At 69.0% G+C, this 16978-nt stretch carries 16 protein-coding genes and 1 tRNA gene; 14 read left to right on the forward strand and 3 right to left on the reverse strand.

The annotated features are described in order from the left end of the window. Positions 1-36 precede the first annotated feature (36 nt). The 3 genes from GS4_RS23005 to GS4_RS23020 all read right to left on the reverse strand — a co-directional run bounded on the left by GS4_RS23005 (position 37) and on the right by GS4_RS23020 (position 5806). Positions 37-3849, reverse strand: coding sequence for an ABC transporter ATP-binding protein (locus tag GS4_RS23005; protein WP_245555808.1), 3813 nt, complete (start codon positions 3847-3849; stop codon positions 37-39). 125 nt (positions 3850-3974) lie between these two features. Further along, positions 3975-4727, reverse strand: coding sequence for a hypothetical protein (locus GS4_RS23015; protein WP_007625127.1), 753 nt, complete (start codon positions 4725-4727; stop codon positions 3975-3977). Next, complete coding sequence (locus GS4_RS23020) at positions 4724-5806, reverse strand: glutathione S-transferase family protein (RefSeq protein WP_040511612.1); 1083 nt, start codon at positions 5804-5806, stop codon at positions 4724-4726. The genes GS4_RS23015 and GS4_RS23020 overlap by 4 nt, the downstream gene beginning before the upstream one ends. A 99-nt stretch (positions 5807-5905) precedes the next feature. Between GS4_RS23020 and GS4_RS23025 the strand changes: the two genes are divergently transcribed. The 14 genes from GS4_RS23025 (at position 5906) to GS4_RS23085 (ending at position 16977) form a co-directional block, all read left to right on the forward strand. Continuing rightward, positions 5906-6532: a PadR family transcriptional regulator gene (locus tag GS4_RS23025; protein ID WP_007625131.1), complete on the forward strand. Its 627-nt coding sequence runs from the start codon at positions 5906-5908 to the stop codon at positions 6530-6532. Continuing rightward, the gene (locus tag GS4_RS23030; protein ID WP_007625133.1) at positions 6529-8103 is read left to right on the forward strand and encodes an MFS transporter; all 1575 of its coding nucleotides are present in this window, start codon (positions 6529-6531) and stop codon (positions 8101-8103) included. Before GS4_RS23025 ends, GS4_RS23030 begins: the two co-directional genes overlap by 4 nt. A gap of 611 nt (positions 8104-8714) precedes the next feature. Next, positions 8715-9914 carry a metallophosphoesterase family protein gene (locus tag GS4_RS23035; RefSeq protein WP_007625135.1) on the forward strand — a complete coding sequence of 400 codons (1200 nt, stop codon included), beginning with the start codon at positions 8715-8717 and terminating at the stop codon, positions 9912-9914. 10 nt (positions 9915-9924) lie between these two features. Further along, the gene (locus GS4_RS23040) at positions 9925-12894 is read left to right on the forward strand and encodes an AAA family ATPase (RefSeq protein ID WP_007625137.1); all 2970 of its coding nucleotides are present in this window, start codon (positions 9925-9927) and stop codon (positions 12892-12894) included. 56 nt (positions 12895-12950) lie between these two features. After that, a tRNA-Arg gene (locus GS4_RS23045) sits at positions 12951-13026 on the forward strand. A gap of 367 nt (positions 13027-13393) precedes the next feature. Next, positions 13394-13597 carry a helix-turn-helix domain-containing protein gene (locus GS4_RS23050; RefSeq protein ID WP_007625139.1) on the forward strand — a complete coding sequence of 68 codons (204 nt, stop codon included), beginning with the start codon at positions 13394-13396 and terminating at the stop codon, positions 13595-13597. A gap of 23 nt (positions 13598-13620) precedes the next feature. Beyond that, entirely contained in the window at positions 13621-14031 is a 411-nt protein-coding gene (locus tag GS4_RS24980) for an HNH endonuclease signature motif containing protein (RefSeq protein WP_085947074.1), read from the forward strand. Positions 14032-14213: 182 nt separating this feature from the next. Beyond that, on the forward strand, positions 14214-14390 hold the full coding sequence (locus GS4_RS25715; protein ID WP_007625143.1) for a hypothetical protein: 177 nt from the start codon (positions 14214-14216) through the stop codon (positions 14388-14390). 163 nt (positions 14391-14553) lie between these two features. Continuing rightward, entirely contained in the window at positions 14554-14859 is a 306-nt protein-coding gene (locus tag GS4_RS23060; RefSeq protein ID WP_007625144.1) for a hypothetical protein, read from the forward strand. Beyond that, positions 14856-15443, forward strand: a complete 588-nt coding sequence (locus GS4_RS23065; protein ID WP_007625145.1) for a hypothetical protein — start codon at positions 14856-14858, stop codon at positions 15441-15443. The genes GS4_RS23060 and GS4_RS23065 overlap by 4 nt, the downstream gene beginning before the upstream one ends. Then, positions 15440-15976 (forward strand): hypothetical protein, encoded by a 537-nt coding sequence (locus GS4_RS23070; RefSeq protein ID WP_007625146.1) that lies wholly within the window; start codon positions 15440-15442, stop codon positions 15974-15976. Before GS4_RS23065 ends, GS4_RS23070 begins: the two co-directional genes overlap by 4 nt. Then, positions 15973-16431, forward strand: coding sequence for a hypothetical protein (locus GS4_RS23075; RefSeq protein ID WP_007625147.1), 459 nt, complete (start codon positions 15973-15975; stop codon positions 16429-16431). Before GS4_RS23070 ends, GS4_RS23075 begins: the two co-directional genes overlap by 4 nt. Positions 16432-16520: 89 nt before the next feature. Then, a complete protein-coding gene (locus GS4_RS23080) occupies positions 16521-16733 on the forward strand; it encodes a hypothetical protein (protein WP_007625148.1) in 213 nt (70 codons plus the stop codon). Beyond that, positions 16726-16977 carry a hypothetical protein gene (locus tag GS4_RS23085; RefSeq protein ID WP_007625149.1) on the forward strand — a complete coding sequence of 84 codons (252 nt, stop codon included), beginning with the start codon at positions 16726-16728 and terminating at the stop codon, positions 16975-16977. Before GS4_RS23080 ends, GS4_RS23085 begins: the two co-directional genes overlap by 8 nt. Position 16978: the final 1 nt, after the last annotated feature.

Genomic DNA, 16978 nt, shown 5'->3' on the forward strand with positions numbered 1-16978 from the left:
CCCCACTTTGTGAGGGCACTCACATCGATGAGCAGGTCATTCTCCCGAAGCCTCCGACCGTGGGTGCGAACCCACGGCAGCGACCGCGATACCGTCCGCATCCGGGGCGACACCGGCATCCCAGAACGCGCGGTACCGACCTCCCAACGACAGCAGCTCGTCGTGAGTTCCCGACTCCACGATGCGACCGTCGTCGACGACCAGGATGCGGTCGGCGCGGGCGGCGGTGGCGAGCCGATGCGCGACGATCACCGACGTCCGCCGGCTCGCGACGGCCTCACCCGCCGCGAGGACGAGCGCCTCGGTGGCCTGATCGAGCGTGGCGGTCGCCTCGTCGAGCAATAGCAGGTCGGGTTCGACGAGCTCGGCGCGCGCCAGGGCGACCAGCTGTCGCTGACCCGACGACAGTCCCTGACCCCGCTCACCGATGGGGTGCGTCATCCCGCCGGGGAGCGCCGCGATCATCCGGTCGGCGCCCACCGCACGTGCAGCCGCGGCGATCTCTTCGCGGCCGGCGTCGGGTCGGCCGTAGGCGATGTTGCTGGACACGGTCCCGGTGAACAGGTGCGACTCCTGCGGCACCACCCCGATGCGGTGCCGGTAGCTCTCCAGTGTGAAGTCGCGCAGGTCGCTGCCATCGATGCGGACCGAGCCCGTGGTCGGGTCGTAGAAGCGCGCGAGCAGTTTGACGATGGTCGACTTGCCCGCCCCGGTGCGACCGACCAGCGCGAGCGAGCCGCCCGCCGGCACGGTGAGGTCGACGTCGGTGAGCGCGTCCCGGGCCGCCGAGTTATAGCGGAACCCGACCTCGCGCAGTTCGACCTCGCCGTCGAACCCGTCGGGACCGGGCGTCCGACCGTCCGGATTCGCCGACAGCGAGCTCGGGGTCGACAGCAGATCGCCGATCCGGCGCAGCCCGACCACCGCCTGCTGGTATCCGTCGAAGACCTGCGACAGCTGTTGGACCGGCCCGAACAGCATCGACAGATAGAGCACGAAGGCCACCAGTGTCCCCGCCGACAGCGACCCCGTCGCGATCTGGTGGGCGCCGACGGCCACCGCGACCGCGGTGGCGATGTCGGACATGAAGGTGATGAAGGGGAAGTAGACCGAGATGGCCGTCTGCGAGACCATCCGCGCTCGGACCCACTCCATGGTCCGTCCGGTGAACCGCTCGGTCGCGGCGTCGGTGTGCCGGTAGGTCTGGGTCGTCCGGATGCCGGCGATGTTCTCCTGGAAATCGGCGTTGACGACGCTGACCAGCTCGCGTGATCGCGTGTAGGCCCGCGACGCGATCCGCCGGAAGATCACCGTCGCGACGATGAGCACCGGGAAGACCGGCAGGATCACCGCGCCGAGCAACGGATCGGTGAGCAGCAACGCGATGCTCACGCCGACGAGCGTCAACGCCGCGATCACCGCCGATGCCAGGCCCGTCTGCAGGAACGTCGACAGGGCGTCGACATCCGTGGTCATCCGGGTCATGATCCGGCCGGACAACTCTCGCTCGTAATAGTCCAGGCCGAGCCGCTGCAGGTGCGCGTAACTGCGGACGCGGAGGCCGTAGAGGACACGCTCGCCGGCTCGCGTGGTGGTCAGCACCATGGTCGACGACGCGACCCATCCGACCCCGACGAGCCCGACGCCGATGAGGGTCGCCCACCACAGGGTCGACTGGTCGGAGTGTCCGGCGGCGTCGATGACGGTGCGCGCCAGGGACGGGAACGCCAACCCGACCAGGGTGTCGATGCCGATGCAGACGATTGCCAGCGTGAGCAGGCCGACGACCGGGTTCAGCAGTCCGCGCAGGGTGAAGTGCGGGTTCTCCCGTCTGGCGGTGGCGATGTCGACGCGCGGGTCCTCGTCGGCCGGCGGTAGCGCGGCAACGGCCGCCTCCAGCTCCGGGGTGGCCGCCATCGAACCCAGCGCGCCGGCGACGCCGGGGCCCCCGCGTCCCGCTCCACCGCCCGGGAGCGGCGCCGCGCGGCGAGTCGTCGCGGTTGCGCGGTCGGCGTCGACATCCGCCGACGGCCAGAGGTCATCGATGCCGGTGGGCAGACGAGTGGCATCGGCACCTACGGGATCGCAGTCGTCGGGGTCGTCGGTGCGGCCGCCGCTGGTCATCAGCGCGCGGAAGACGGGCGATCGGGCCTCGAGATCGGTGACCGTGCCGATGTCGACGATGCGTCCGGAGTCCAGCACCGCCACCCGGTCGGCGAGCATCAGTGTGGACCGGCGGTGTGCGAGGACCAGCATCGTGTGCCGACGCTCGCGCAGTCGGCTCAGGATGTGCGACTCGGTGGTGGCGTCGACCGCCGACGTCGCGTCGTCGAGGACGAGTATCCGCGGCTGCTGGAAGAGCGCACGGGCCAACGCGACTCGTTGTCGTTGCCCGCCGGAGAGGGTGAGACCGCGTTCGCCGACGACGGTGTCGAAACCGTCGGGGAGTGCCTCGGCGAACTCGCGCGCGTCCGCTTCCTCGGCGGCGAGCAGGACCCGTCGCTCGAGATCCGCGGCATCGCCGCCCGGGCGGGTCGCGAGATCGGTCCGATGCCCCAGCGCGATGTTCGCCGTGATCGAGTCTGAATAGAGGAACGGCTCGTCGAAGACCACGGACACCGCGGCATGCAGCTGGTCTGGGGCGATGTCTGCCAACGGGTGGATCCCGCCGCGGTCGTCGACGAGGTCGACCGTGCCGGTGTCCGGCCGTCGGAACCGACTGGCCAGATCGGCCAGCGTGGACTTGCCCGACCCCGGCGGTCCGATCACCGCCACACATTCGCCGGGTGCGATGTCGAGATCGACGTCGTCGAGGACCGGCCGGTCCGGATAGGCGAACGAGACGTCGGCGAAACGCAACCCGAGCGGGCCGTCGGGCACCGCGCCGGTTGCCGCGTCCCCCGGATCGCGGGGATGGTCGATGACGTCGTAGACCCGTTCCACCGCGGCGCGGGCCAGCTGAGCGCTCACGATGAGATTGGTGAGGAGACGGGCCAGCGCAGTCATGGTCGCCACGTAGGTGGCGAACGCGAGGAAGGTGCCGGCGGTGATCTGACCGCTCATCGTCAGGTAGCCGCCGACCGCGATGACCGCGACCATGCCCAGCTGCGGGATGGCCTCCATCGTCGGTGCGAACCGGGAGTTGATCCGACCGGCCCGCATGCGCAGCGAGTAGAGCCGCCCGCCGAGACCCACCAGTTCGTCGACCGCTCGACGCTCCTGACCGAATCCCTTGACGACGCGCACCCCGGTGACCGTCTCCTCGACGTGCTGGGCGACGTCCGCCGCGGCCTGTTGTGCCGACCAGGTCGCCGCGAACAGATCCCGTCTGCTGCGGTACACGACCAGGCCGACGAGCGGGATGATGCTGAGCGTCACCAGCGTCAGGATCGGCGACAGGTACGCCATGATGCCGATCGCGATGACCACCTGCACGGCCGCGCCGACCGACAACGGGGTCATCGACAGCAGGCCCTGCAGGATCTGCAGATCGGAGATCGATCGCGAGACGATCTGGCCGGTCCGGATACGGTCCTGTGACTCGCCGTCGAGGTGCAGGACCGTGTCCAGCAGCCGTAGCCGCAGGCCGTTCTGGACCGAGATGGACAGCTTGCCTGCCGTCCACCGGCGACCGAATTGGGAGCCGTACCGGACCGCGGCCAGCACGAGTAGGGCCGTCACGATGGTGCTCAGTGCGAGCCCGTCGTCGATGACACCGGTGGCGTGATCGATGGCGGCCTTCGCCAGCAGCGGCAGCACGAGGTCGACCGCGACCCCGATGCCGGTGACCACGAGCACGACGCCGATCAGAACGGGGTGGCGGCCGCACTCACGCGCGAGTCGACGAATCCATCCGCCGGAGCGGCCGTCCGTCGGAAGAGCCGAAGTGCCTACGTCATGTGCGGTGGGCGATTCGTCGACCGGTCGATGAGGTGCCGTGTGGTCGCGCCGCGCGCTCTCTGAGTGCGTCGGCGTCACCGATCACTACGGGGCAGCGGGATGTCGCCGAGGACTTCGCCGTCGATGGTCCACGCCGGCGGTGGGGGCCCGAAAGCCGCACGTGCGTTGGTGATCACACGCTTGCCGAGCGCGCGGTTGCCGGCGCCGCCGATGACCGCACCGATGCCGGCGGGCATCAGTTTCCCGAAGATCAGCGGTGCCCGCTTGATGGCGAACTTGCGCGTCAGTTTCGTGATCAGCTTCTTGTTCAGACCCGACAGACCACCGCCGGGGATGGCCGCCCCGCCGAGTCGTCTGAGTGCGCCGCCGCGCCCGCCGACGAGCTTGCCGAGCGCGAGCACGCCCTCCTCGCCCAACGCCACCGCCAGGACCAAGGTCTTGCGTCGCTCGGAGTCGTGCACCGAGATCCCGTGCACCTCGGCGATCGACAACGCGAGCAGCGCCGACGCCTCGAGGAAGAACGCGGTCTCCCCGGTCATCGCGCCGACCGCCGTGAACGTTCCCACGCCGGGGATCGCCGCGGTGGCGCCGACAGCGCTGCCGGAGCCGGTGACGGCGGTCAGGTACAGCTTCTCCAGCCGCGCGATGATCTGCGCGGGTGTCTCGTCCGGGTGCTTGGTGCGGAGGCCGTCGACGTACTTCTTGACCGCGGGCGCCTGGAGGCGTTGGGCGCGATCGATCAGCGAGCCGGTCGCGTCGACCGCGACGGTCGGCGGCGTGGGAGCCGACGTGCCTGATGCCTTGGCGGTGTCTCCGTTGTCGCTCATGCGGTGGGTACCCAGTTCTGTGCGGGCACGACCTCGTCGGGTCGTGGTGGTGGGGGCGGGGTGCCGTCGCCGAAGGGACGGCCGCCGAGTTCTTCGCGGTGATGCGGGGTGAGCCAGTTCGTCAGGTCGGGACCGACCGGGACGATGCCGGTGGGGTTCACGTCGGTGTGCACGATGTAGTAGTGCTGCTTGATCTGCACGAAGTCGGTGGTGTCGCCGAATCCTGGTGTCTGGAACAGATCTCGCGCGTACGCCCACAGCACCGGCATCTCGCTGAGTTTGCTGCGATTGGTCTTGAAGTGGCCGTGATAGACCGCGTCGAAGCGGGCGAGCGTGGTGAACAGACGGACGTCGGCCTCGGTGATGGTGTCGCCCACCAGGTATCGCCGAGTGCTCAGCCGCGCTGACAATTCGTCCAACTTGGTGAACAACCGCGCGTAGGCCTTTTCGTACGCATCCTGGCTCCCGGCGAAACCACAGCGGTAGACGCCGTTGTTGACCTCGGTGTAGACCCCGCGGTTCACCTCGTCGATCTCGTCACGCAGATGCTCGGGGTAGAGCTGCGGTGCGCCGTCGCGATGGAAGGCCGTCCACTCGAGCTCGAAATCGATGGTGATCTGGGGGAAGTCGTTGGTGACCACCGCTCCGGAAGGGATGTCGACGATCGCGGGCACGGTGATCCCCTTGGGATAGCCGGGGATCCGCTTCTCGTAGGCATCCTTGATGCGGGGGATGCCCAGGACCGGGTCCACGCCGCCGGGATCGAGGTCGAAGGTCCACGAATCCGCGTCGTGGGTCGGTCCGCAGAGTCCGAGGGAGATGGCGTCCTCGAGGCCCAGCAGTCGGCGCACGATCAGCGTCCGGTTGGCCCACGGGCATGCGCGGGCCGCCACGAGACGGTATCGACCGGCCTCCACCGGGTAGCCGTCGCGGCCGTCGGCGGTGATCCGTGTGTCGATGTACTTGGTGTCCCGGACGAACTCCTGACCGCCGGTGACGTAGCTCCCGGGGTTGTTCTTCGCGGCCGTGTCGGACCCCTCGGTCACGCTGGGGTCGGGTCGGGCAGGGCTGGTGCTCATGGCGTCCAGAGTAGTGATCCGAACGGACAGTTGGCACCGGATGGTCAGAGCGGTATATTCCACCTGGAATATTCACCGCTGAGCATGAGAGGAGGTCCCATGGGTCTGGACCGAGACGGCGCGCCGCCACCTGTCGCCATCCTCGTCCTCGGGTTGCTCGCCGAGCGCCCCATGCATCCGTACGAGATGTTCCAGACGACGATCGAACGACGCGAGGACCGACTCGCCAAGTTCCGCGCGGGGACGATGTACCACACCGTCGATCGCCTGGAGAGCAAGGGACTCATCGAGATCCACGAGGTGACCCGAGACGGCAATCGCCCCGAACGGACCATCTACGCGATCACCGACACCGGGCGCGCTGTTCTCGACCGGAGCCTCGAGATCATCCTCGCGCGACATCCGCAGGAGTACCCGGAGCTGTACCTCGCACTGTCGGAGGCCCACGGTCTGCCCCGACAGCGGGTCGTCGAACTGCTCACCGACCGGCTCGATCTCATGCGCGCCGATCTCGAAGATCAGACGACAGCGGTCGACGACGCCCGCGCCCGCGGGACCCCGGAGATGTTCTACCTCGACGCCGGGTGTCGTATCGCCACACTGCAGACCCAGATCGACTGGATCGTCGACCTCCTCGACCGCATCCGCGGGTCGGAGATCGAATGGCTCGACGATCCCGACTCCACCTACCTCGAAGCCGCTCCACAGAAAGCAGGAGACCGATGACCACCTCCACCGGGGCGGGGTCCACGACCCCGATCACCACGCGGCCCTGGGCCGCGCTGCTGGCGCTCTGCGTCGGCTTCTTCATGATCCTTGTCGACATGACGATCGTCGCCGTCGCGCAGCCTGCGATCCAGTCGGATCTCGACACCGATGTCAACGGCATCGTGTGGGTGACCAGCGCCTACCTGCTCACCTACGCCGTCCCGCTGCTGATCACCGGCCGGCTCGGTGACCGCTTCGGACCCAAGAACGTCTACCAGGTCGGTCTGGTCGTGTTCACCGCCGCCAGCGTGTGGTGTGGATTCGCCGGCTCGATCGGTGAGCTCGTCGCCGCCCGCGGCCTACAGGGCATCGGCGCCGCGCTGATCACCCCGCAGACCATGGCTCTCATCACCCGGATCTTCCCGGCGGAGAAGCGCGGCGCCGCGATGGGCGTGTGGGGAACGGTCGCCGGTGTGGCCACCCTCGTCGGCCCGCTGCTCGGCGGCATCCTGACCGACGGACTCGGCTGGGAGTGGATCTTCTTCGTCAACCTGCCGGTCGGCATCATCGGCCTGGTGCTCGCCGCGACGCTGGTGCCCGACGTCGAGACCCATCGCCATCACTTCGACTGGATCGGCGTCGTGCTCTCTGCGGTCGGTCTGTCGGCTCTGGTCTTCGGTATCCAGGACGGCGAGAAGTACAACTGGAACGGTTGGATCTGGTCGCTGATCATCGGCGGCCTGGCAGTGATGGGCCTGTTCGTGTTCTGGCAGTCCAGGATTCGTACGGAGCCGCTGGTGCCGCTGTCGTTGTTCAAGGACCGCAACTTCACCCTGTCGAACATCGGCATCGCCTCGATGGGTTTCGCGATCTCCGGCCTGATGCTCCCGACCATGCTGTTCCTACAGCTCGTCGGCGGCATGTCGCCGACCGAGTCCGCGGTGATGATGGTCCCGATGGCAGTGCTGACCGGCGTCCTCGCGCCGATCGTCGGACGCATCCTCGACCGGGTGCACCCGCGCACGATCATCGCGAGTGCGCTGCTGCTCAATGCGATCGCGATCGGCACCCTGGCCATGGTCACGCATCCCGACACCCCGGTGTGGGTACTGATCATCCCGATGGCACTGATGGGTATCGCCTCGTCGGGCATCTGGGCCCCGCTCGCGGCCACCGCGACGCGCAACCTGCCGTGGCATCAGGCCGGTGCGGGAGCCGGCGTCTACAACACGACCCGGATGATCGGGTCGGTGTTGGGCAGTGCGGCCATCGGCGCGCTGATGCAGACGCGATTGGCGGCGGAGCTGCCCGGTGTCAGCACGACCGGCCACCACGAGGGCGGCACACAGTTGCCCGAGATGGTGCGTGACGGGTTCGCATCGGCGATGGGCCAGTCGCTCTACCTGGGTGCGGGTGTCCTGTTGGTCGGCGTCGTCGCGGCCCTGTTCTTCACCGCCCCCAAGCGTTCCGCAGCACCGGGAGCACCCGGCGGACCGGCCGGTGGCGCGCCCGTCGCAACCGACGAGGGTCTGTCGGCCGAGGCCGGCGCCCCGACGGCGACCGGTGAGGGAGTGCGTACGGCGAACTGAGCCCCAACTCGGAGAACCGACCACGGGAGGCGATGCCGCGTCAGCGGTGTCGCCTCCCGTGCTCTGTGAGTCTGTGCTCTGTGTGCGTGGTCGGTGTCTGCTCGGTCGGGCGCGGACCGACGCCGCGGTCCGGCCGCGCCGACGGACGTGCGTCGGATTCGTGACACGTGAGCGCGCCGTGCTGTGAGCTGTCCACGGCACGCGGCGGTGGGGTGTCAGGAATCTCGGTGGTGGCGCGCTGGCCCGTGGGTCGGATTTTTGACGTGTGAGCGGGCCGTGGTGTGCGCTGTCCACGGCGCGCGGCTGTGGGGTGTCAGGAATCCGGGAGGTGGCGCGCTAGTCCGTGGGTCGGATTTTTGACGTGTGAGCGGGCCGTGGTGTGCGCTGTCCACGGCGCGCGGCTGTGGGGTGTCAGGAATCCGACAATGTCCCGGGCCGAGGGGCCAACTGTCGCCGCACTACGGGGCCGGCGTCGTCGACGGGCGCTCCGACAGCATGTCCCGGCACCCGTGTCGCCTCCCGCAGTCTGTCGGGAGGCACTGCGCGACGGGTGTCCCGGCACCCGTGTCGCCTCCCGCAGTCTGTCGGGGGTCACTCGTAGGGTGATGGTCATGCGGTTCGTGCACACCTCCGACTGGCACCTGGGACGGACGTTCCACGGTGTCGAGCTGCTGGATGACCAGCGTCGGGCGCTGTCGCATCTGGCCGCGGTGGTCGCCGAGGAGTCCGCAGATGTGGTGATCGTGGCCGGTGACGTCTACGACCGTTCGGTACCGTCCGCCGACGCGGTGCGCGTCTACGACGAGGGGCTGGCCGAGATCGCCGAAGCCGGTGCGCAGATCGTCATCACCTCGGGTAACCACGATTCGGCCACGCGTCTCGGTGCGGGCTCCGGATTCGCCGCCGCAGGCGGCCTGCACCTGCGGACCTCCGTGGCCACCATCGCCGACCCCGTGGTGTTCACCGACGACCACGGCGAGATCGCCGTGTACGGCATCCCGTATCTCGAACCCGACACGGCCCGCCGCGAACTCGGCGTCGAGGACTCTCGCGGCCATGCGGGGGTGCTGACCGCGGCGATGGACCGCATCCGCACCGACCTAGCGGGTAGGTCGAGCCGGTCGGTGGTGGTGGCGCATGCGTTCGTGGTCGGCGGTGTCGCCACCGGGTCGGAACGATCGATCAGCGTCGGCGGAGTGGAAACCGTTGCTGCCGAGACATTCTCCGGTGTGGACTACGTCGCGCTCGGCCACCTGCACTCACCGCAGCAACTCACGCCGTCGGTCCGCTACAGCGGGTCGTTGCTGCCGTACTCCTTCGGCGAGCGGTCGCATTCCAAGTCCATCTGGATCGTCGACCTCGACGCCGACGGCATCGCCGAAGTCCGTGCACGCGACCTCCCGATCGTCCGCGGGCTGACGTCGCTGACCGGCACGCTGGGCGACCTTCTCGCCGACGCCGACCTCGCCGCCGCCGAGGACCACTACGTCGAGGCGTCCCTGACCGATCCCATCCGGCCGGTCGATGCCATGCGTCGGCTGCGCGAGCGGTTCCCGTTTGCCGTTCACGTGCAGTGGGAACGACCCCACGTGGGCGACGGGGTCGACTATCGATCTCGGGTGCACGGGCGCACCGACGCCCAGATCGTCGCCTCGTTCGTCGCCGACGTCCGGAATGCGGCGAACGCCACGGAGCGCGACCTCATCGATCGCGGCCTGCGCGCCGTCGTCGGCGAACCCGAGGCGGACGGCGATGACGGTGGCGAGCTCGTGCTGTTCGAGATCGAGCCCGACGTCGCGGCATCGGCGTGAGGAACCGACCATGAGGGTGCATCACCTGCGGATGAAGGCGTTCGGCCCGTTCGCAGACGAAGCGGTGATCGACGTCGACAGGCTCTCCGAAGACGGACTCTTCCTGCTGCACGGTCCCACGGGCGCCGGCAAGACGACAGTCCTCGATGCGATCGCCTTCGCGTTGTTCGGACGGGTCCCGGGAGCGCGTGGCATCAAGCGCCTGCACTCCGATCACGCACGCCCCGAGGACGTCCCCGAGGTGGTGCTCGAGGCCACCATCGCCGGCAGGCGACTGCGGATCACGCGGTCACCGGAGCATCTGCGGCCGAAACGCCGGGCCGCGGGTACCACCAAGGTCCAGGCGAAGGCCACGCTCGTCTGGGTCGACGGGTCCGGGCCCGACTTGACGCGACTGCCCGAGATCGGCGACGCAGTCGTCCGACTGCTGGGGATGAGCGCCGAACAGTTCTTCCAGGTCGTCCTGTTGCCGCAGGGTGAGTTCGCACGTTTTCTGCGCGCGAATCCGGATGAGCGAGAAGAACTATTGGAGCGCCTCTTCGACACCGAGCGATTCGGCGACCTGGAGGACTGGCTCCGCGATCAGTCACGTGCGAGTGCGGCCGCGCTGGCCGAGCGGATGGCGACACTCGACCGCTTGGCCGGGCAGATCGCCGCGGTCGGCGGGGTCGAGTTGCCCACCGATCCCGCGATGGAGTGGGCGGAGGCGGCTCTCGACGCCGCACGGGAGACGGCGCAGCGTACTGCCGAGTCGGCGGACGTGGCGCAGCGCGAACTCGATCGCGTCCATCGCACGCACGACGAGGCGAGCCGTCTCGCCGCTCACCGACGACGTGGCGTCGACGCCACCGCCCGCCTGACCGCGCTCGACGCGCGTGCCGGACAACTCGAGTCCGCGGCGCTCGCCCTGGCGGCGGCGCGACGAACCGCGACCATCGCCGGAGTGGCAGAGGGGCATGACCACGCGACGGCGGCCGCAGACGACGCCGAGCGAGACCACCGTGCAGCGGTCGATGCCCTCGCCGACCTGCCCGAGGGCGCGACGGTCGCAACGCAGGACGTCGATGCCGTCGAAGCTGCGATAACCCGGTGGAACGAGGAGTCCGGGCGCTGGGAACCGCTGGCGCGCCGAGTCTCCGATCGGAGTCGGTTGGTCGACGAGATCGCCCGGATCGACGCGCAGCGGAACGCCGACGATCGACAGCTCGGCGAACTCCAGGCCGACCTCGACGCAGCCCCGGCCAGACGTTCGGCCATCGTCGCGTCGATCGACGCCGCGTCAGCGGCGGGCAACGAGCTGCACCGACTCGAGGTAGAGCATGCGCGCCTCGGGTCGATCACCACCGCGCTGACCGACCACGCCACCGCGCTCCGCGCCCGGGCGGTGGCCGATGTCGAGGTGCTCGATGCACGCGAGTCGCACAGTCGCGCACGCGAACACCTGCTCGACCTGCGTGAGCGACGGGTGGCCGGGATGGCCGCGGAGCTGGCCGCGACGCTCGCCGAGGGCGAGGCATGCGTGGTCTGCGGATCGACCGAACATCCTGCGCCTGCCACGGACACAGCCGCGCCGACCGGCGTCGACGCGGCCGCCGAACGGGCTGCCGAGAGGGAGGTGACGGCCGCCGAGGAGCGTCGCACCGAAGCTGTCTCGGTTACGGCCGCGCTCGCCGAACGCATCGCCAACCTGGAGATCGTGATCGACGGCGCATCCGCCGATGCGGTGGCCGCCGACGTCGAACGGACGGCCTCGGCGGTTGCCGTGGCGCGCGCAACCGCTGCGGAGCTGCCCCGGCTGCAGGACTCCCTCCTCGATCTGGACGGTCGGGTGACGCTGCGCCGCAACGAGATCAGCGAGATGGCCGCGGCGGCCGCCGGCCGAGAGGAGCGTCTGCGATCGCTGACGGCCGAGCGGGACCGGCTCGACGCCGAGGTGGCCGAGGCGACAGGTGGGCGGATCGGGGTGGCCGAACGTCGGCGTGAGCTGGCGGAGCTCGCGACCCGGGCAGCGCGCGTGCGCGACACGCTGCACTCCCTGGTGCGTGCCCGCGATCGACACACGGAGTCCGCGGAGCGGCTGCGCAAGGCCTGCGCGGCAGCCGGATTCGACGATGTCGGTGCCGCACGCGCGGCCGTCGCGACGCCGACACAGGTGGCAGAGTGGGAGCGGGACCTCGCCGACGCGGCCACCGCGCGCGCAGCGGCCGAGGAGACGTTGACGGACCCGGATGTGCGAGCCGCTGTCGACTCGGCACCCGCTGATCTCGAGGCACTCGGGGACGAGCTCGCCGCGGCGCGCAGCCGCCGTGACGTCACCGCCAACGATGCGGCCGTGGCACGCCATCGCGTGGCCGAGCTGGAAGTCCAGGTGTCGCAGTTCTGGGCTGCCGCAGATGGGCTGGAGCCCGTGCGCGCACGCCACGCCGAGCTCGCCGGTCTGGCTGAGCTGGTGAGTGGTCGTGGGCAGAACGCACGAAGGATGTCGCTGCGGTCGTATGTGCTCGCCGCGCGACTCGAAGAGGTGCTCATCGCCGCCAGCGCGCGACTCCGTCAGATGTCCTCGGGTCGTTACGAATTCGTCCACTCCGACGCCGCAGGTCCCCGCAACCGACGCGGAGGCCTCGGGATCGAGGTGCGTGACGAGTACACGGGGATGGTGCGGGCCGCGACAACGCTCTCCGGTGGTGAGACGTTCATCGGCTCGTTGGCGCTCGCGCTGGGATTGGCTGATGTGGTGTCGGCGGAATCCGGTGGCCGGGTGCTCGACACGATCTTCATCGACGAAGGGTTCGGCACCCTCGACCCCGAGGCCCTCGACCTCGTCATGGCCGTGCTCGACGAACTTCGTTCCGGCGGTCGCGTGGTCGGGGTGGTGAGCCATGTCGAGGGTCTGCGGGCTCGCATCCCGGTCCAGTTGCATGTCCAGCGCACCGAACTCGGCTCGCGGGTCCGCGTCGAAGGGGCTGTCGGGGTGTCGTGACCTGCCGGATTGGGAACCGGCGGTCAGGGTGCGCTACGCTGATGCCCGCCCGATGAGCCCCCGTAGCTCAGGGGATAGAGCGTCTGCCTCCGGAGCAGAAGGCCGCAGGTTCGATTCCTGCCGGGGGCACCACATTTCCGTCGTCGGGATCTTCCGGCCCCACCGGATCTTCAGCACCCAGGATCGCCAGTAGCGGCTCATTCAGGATGACCGTGAGGGCGTACAGCTCCCCAATCGTCCATGGCCGATCGCCCCGCAACTTGCGGCTGAGCGCTGGCTGTCCGATACCTAGTTGCTCTGCGACGTGCGACTGAGTCAGTCGCTGTCGCCACATGAACGTGTGAACCCGCTCGCCGATCGCAGCATCATGATCGGGGCTCTGCGCGATCTCAATGGCCGATGTCGTCATAGGTGTCACGCTACGACACGAAACGACAATCTCGCAACACCAACAGTCATGTGTTGACATCTCATGTCGCAGCGGCATACGGTCCGAATTATGCCGAACCGACATGCATCGCACGATCCGGAGGAACTTCTCACGTTTCCGGAGGTGGCCCAGCTGCTCAAGGTGAGCCTCCGGACGGTCCAACGGTACGCCAAGAGTGAGGCGATCGAGGTCGTTCGCCTACCGGGCGCGGGGGTGCGAATTCGCAGGTCGGCCGTCGACGCAGCGCTGTCCGGGACGAAGGCGAGCGCGTGATGCTCGGCGATCTGCCGGCTCTGATGGCCGAGAAGATCGCAGTTCTGCCGACCGGTTGCTGGCAGTGGACGGGCGCGATCCAATCCAAGGGCTACGGCTCGTTCCAGTTCCGAGGACGTACGCGTTCGACTCACCGACTGGCCTACGAGTTGCTCGTCGCCCCAATTCCCGCGGGTCTCCAGATCGATCACCTCTGCCGTAATCGAGCCTGCTGCAACCCTGCCCACCTCGAACCGGTGACCGCTGGAGAGAACCATCGCCGCGCACCTCACACGCAGGTGACACGTTGCCCCGCCGGTCACCCGTACGCGGGCGACAACCTCATCGTGAAGCACCGCCCAGGGCGCGGGGTCAATCGGAACTGCCGGACGTGCGCGAACACGTCACGCCGAGCAAAGCGTCGCGCCGCGTCGCGCGACTTGGTCGCGTCATGAAGCCCGCGCGCCCCGCACTGCACGCCTCTGCGCCGATGTGCGTGCAGCGGATGAGCGCGCGCCGCGCCCCGTCGCCTACCCCCAATCGGGCGACGGGGCGCACCTAAGCCCCCCGCGCCCGGTCGGGGTTGGCCGGGCGCGGGGTCTCCATCACCGCTACTCACACCAGGGAGAACCGTCAGATGTACGAGTTCATCGTCAACAACCTCGGGTGGTGCATTCTTCTCGCCGCCGCCCTCGTCCTCGCGATCTATCTGATCGTCGACTTGCTGCGCATCCCTGCGCCGGATCCGGAACCGTGGGAGCCCGTCCTGGTCGATCGCGGCGAGATCGTCGAGTCCACCGGCGGCCAGCGATGAGCGCCGTCCGGGCCGCGATCGTCCCGACGCCCGCGACGCCGCGCCTCACCGAGTCGCTGATCCGCCAGTACAAGCTGTGCCGAGGCGACAAGTGCTCACGGCCACGGTGCCGTCGGTGCCGCCGCGGTCGTGACTTTTGGGCGCAGCGGAACGGGGCAGTCCGATGACCGCCGCCTCCGCATACGACTCCGCGAACATCGCGCCCAATGTCGTCATCGCCGCCACCTCGACCGCCGTTCGTGACGCCCGCGAGGCGCTGGGGACCGCGTACGACGCCCTGAGCAAGCGGTGCGCACAGCTCGGCTACGACCTGTCGACGATGCAGGAGTCGAAGGTCCAGAAGACGACTCACCGCGTCGCCGTCACAGACCCGCGCGGTGGCCGACGCTTCGCCGTCTACGGCGACTCCCTTACCGAGGCCCTCGACATGGCAGCCGATCGGCTCAACCGAGGGGAGTGGGGCCGATGAGCGGCGTCCGCCACCACCTCGAAGCGATGGAACAGGCATACGACGAGGGCTACGCCGAGGGCGCCGACGACACCGGCTACCCCAACCCGTACCGCAAGCTGCTCGACGACCGCCGCGAGTTTGTCCGTGAGCAGGTCGAGAACGGGTACGGGGCGCTCGTTGACGAGGACGGCGACAACGTGCTCGGCGACGACAACGCCGAGTGGTTCGACGCGGTCCTCGACGCGCACGACGAGTGGCTGGCGCTGCCCCGTCCGTACACCCGGGACGAGGCTGGCCTTGACGGCAATCGCCGAGATCCCGTCGCCGAGCACCTCGGTCGTGCCAGCCGCTCCGGTGACATTGCAGACCTTGCCGATGCTCGCGCCGCGATCGACGACTTCGCGCGTCGAATCTTCGAGCACACGCCCAGCGAGGACCCTCACGCGGAACCGCGGTCCTGGAACGAGATCGACGAACGCGAGCGGGATGTCTATCGGCTCAACCTTCGCACCTTCGCGTTCGTCTTCCCGGGCCGGGCACCGGCCCTCGACGCCGCGATCCAGGCTCTCGATGCCGCGATCCGGAAGGTCGATGGCCGATGAGCACCACATCAATTCTGCCCACCAACCGCGAATGGCTGCGGCGTCTCATCTCCGGTCGCCCGCATCAGGTAATCGGCGGCACTGACAACCCGTACCTGCGGCGCTGGTACCTGATCCCGCGTAACCCGGTGCTCAACGTCTACCTGCACCAGTTCCTTCGCTCCGACGACGACCGCGCGCTCCATGATCACCCGTGGCCGTTCGTGTCGCTGATCCTGTCGGGCGAGTACGACGAGATCACCGAGCAGGGAACGATCCACCGCGGTCGCGGGTCGATCGCGTTCCGTCGCGCTGAGTGGCGTCACCGCGTCCAGCTCACCGAGGAACTGACCACAGGCGACCTAGGCAACGGTGGTGGTCCGGTCGTTCGTCTGTTGCCCTGCTGGACGCTGATCGTGACCGGACGTCGCTCGCGTGAGTGGGGATTCTGGTGTCCAGCGAGGGGTGGATTCCTCACGCGCGCTATCGGCCCGAAGCGGTTCGTCCCGTGGCGCGACTTCGGTGACGCCGGATGCGGCGAGGTGGCCTCATGACCGCCGTCCAGCAGCCGATCGACGAAATGGCGATCTGGCGCGCCACCCACAACGACCGGTCGGTCACCCTCCGGCCGCACGAGTACGTCGTGGCGGTGCACCAGATGGCCGCGGCGGGCCGGTCGAGCACCTACATCGCGGACATCCTGGGCCTCACGCCCCGCCACGTGGAGCGCCTGCGGCGTCGACCGTCACCCGAGCTGCCCACTGCGACGCCGCCCCGGCTCCCGACGCCCGACGAGCACGCGAGCCTCGTCGACGGGCTCGGAAAGGCGGCTCTCCGGTTCGTCGACCACGTCAACGACATCGACCCCGTCGACGTGTGGGCCGAACTCGACGAGCTGTCACACGACCAGCTGAAGGCCCTCGCGGTCGCGTCAGCCGCGATCGTCAGCGGCCTGCCGTCCGCCCGCGCACGCCTCGCGTACTGGGACCGCCTGGTGGACGCGTCATGACCGCCCCAGCGCGGACTCTACGTCCGCCTCTCCACCTGGATCTGCACCTTCTGCGAACACCGCGCCCGCGCCGAACGGAGGAAGCGCCGATGAGTTTCGGAACCGTCTGGTACCGCGGCACTCACGCGCCAGAGCACGCGCCCGCCGCCCGCTCGGACTATCCCCGGTCTGTCACCGGCGAGGTGTCGACCGAAGGGGCGAAGTACGCGGTCGTGCACCACGACGGCGGCATCCGCGAGATCCCGCACACGAACGTCCTGTTCATCGACTACCCCAACACCGAGGAGAACCCCGATGCGTGAAGTACTCCAACCCGAGAGCCCCGCCGAGCAGATCCTCCGAGGTCTCCTGAAGAAGCCGCTACGCACCCGTCCGGGCGGGGATCGAATCCTGCCCTCGCGAGATCCCAGTCACCCCGACCTCCCGTCGACCGCTCTGCCGATCCGGATCGCATCCGACCCGAAGATGGGGCAGACCGACCAGCGGCGAGCCCGCAACCGTGCCGCTCGCAAGTCGCGGCGGATCAACCGACGGCGTGGTGCCTGAT

Origin of the sequence: Gordonia soli NBRC 108243 (genome assembly GCF_000334455.1) — a bacterium.
In the GTDB taxonomy this organism is placed as follows: domain Bacteria; phylum Actinomycetota; class Actinomycetes; order Mycobacteriales; family Mycobacteriaceae; genus Gordonia; species Gordonia soli.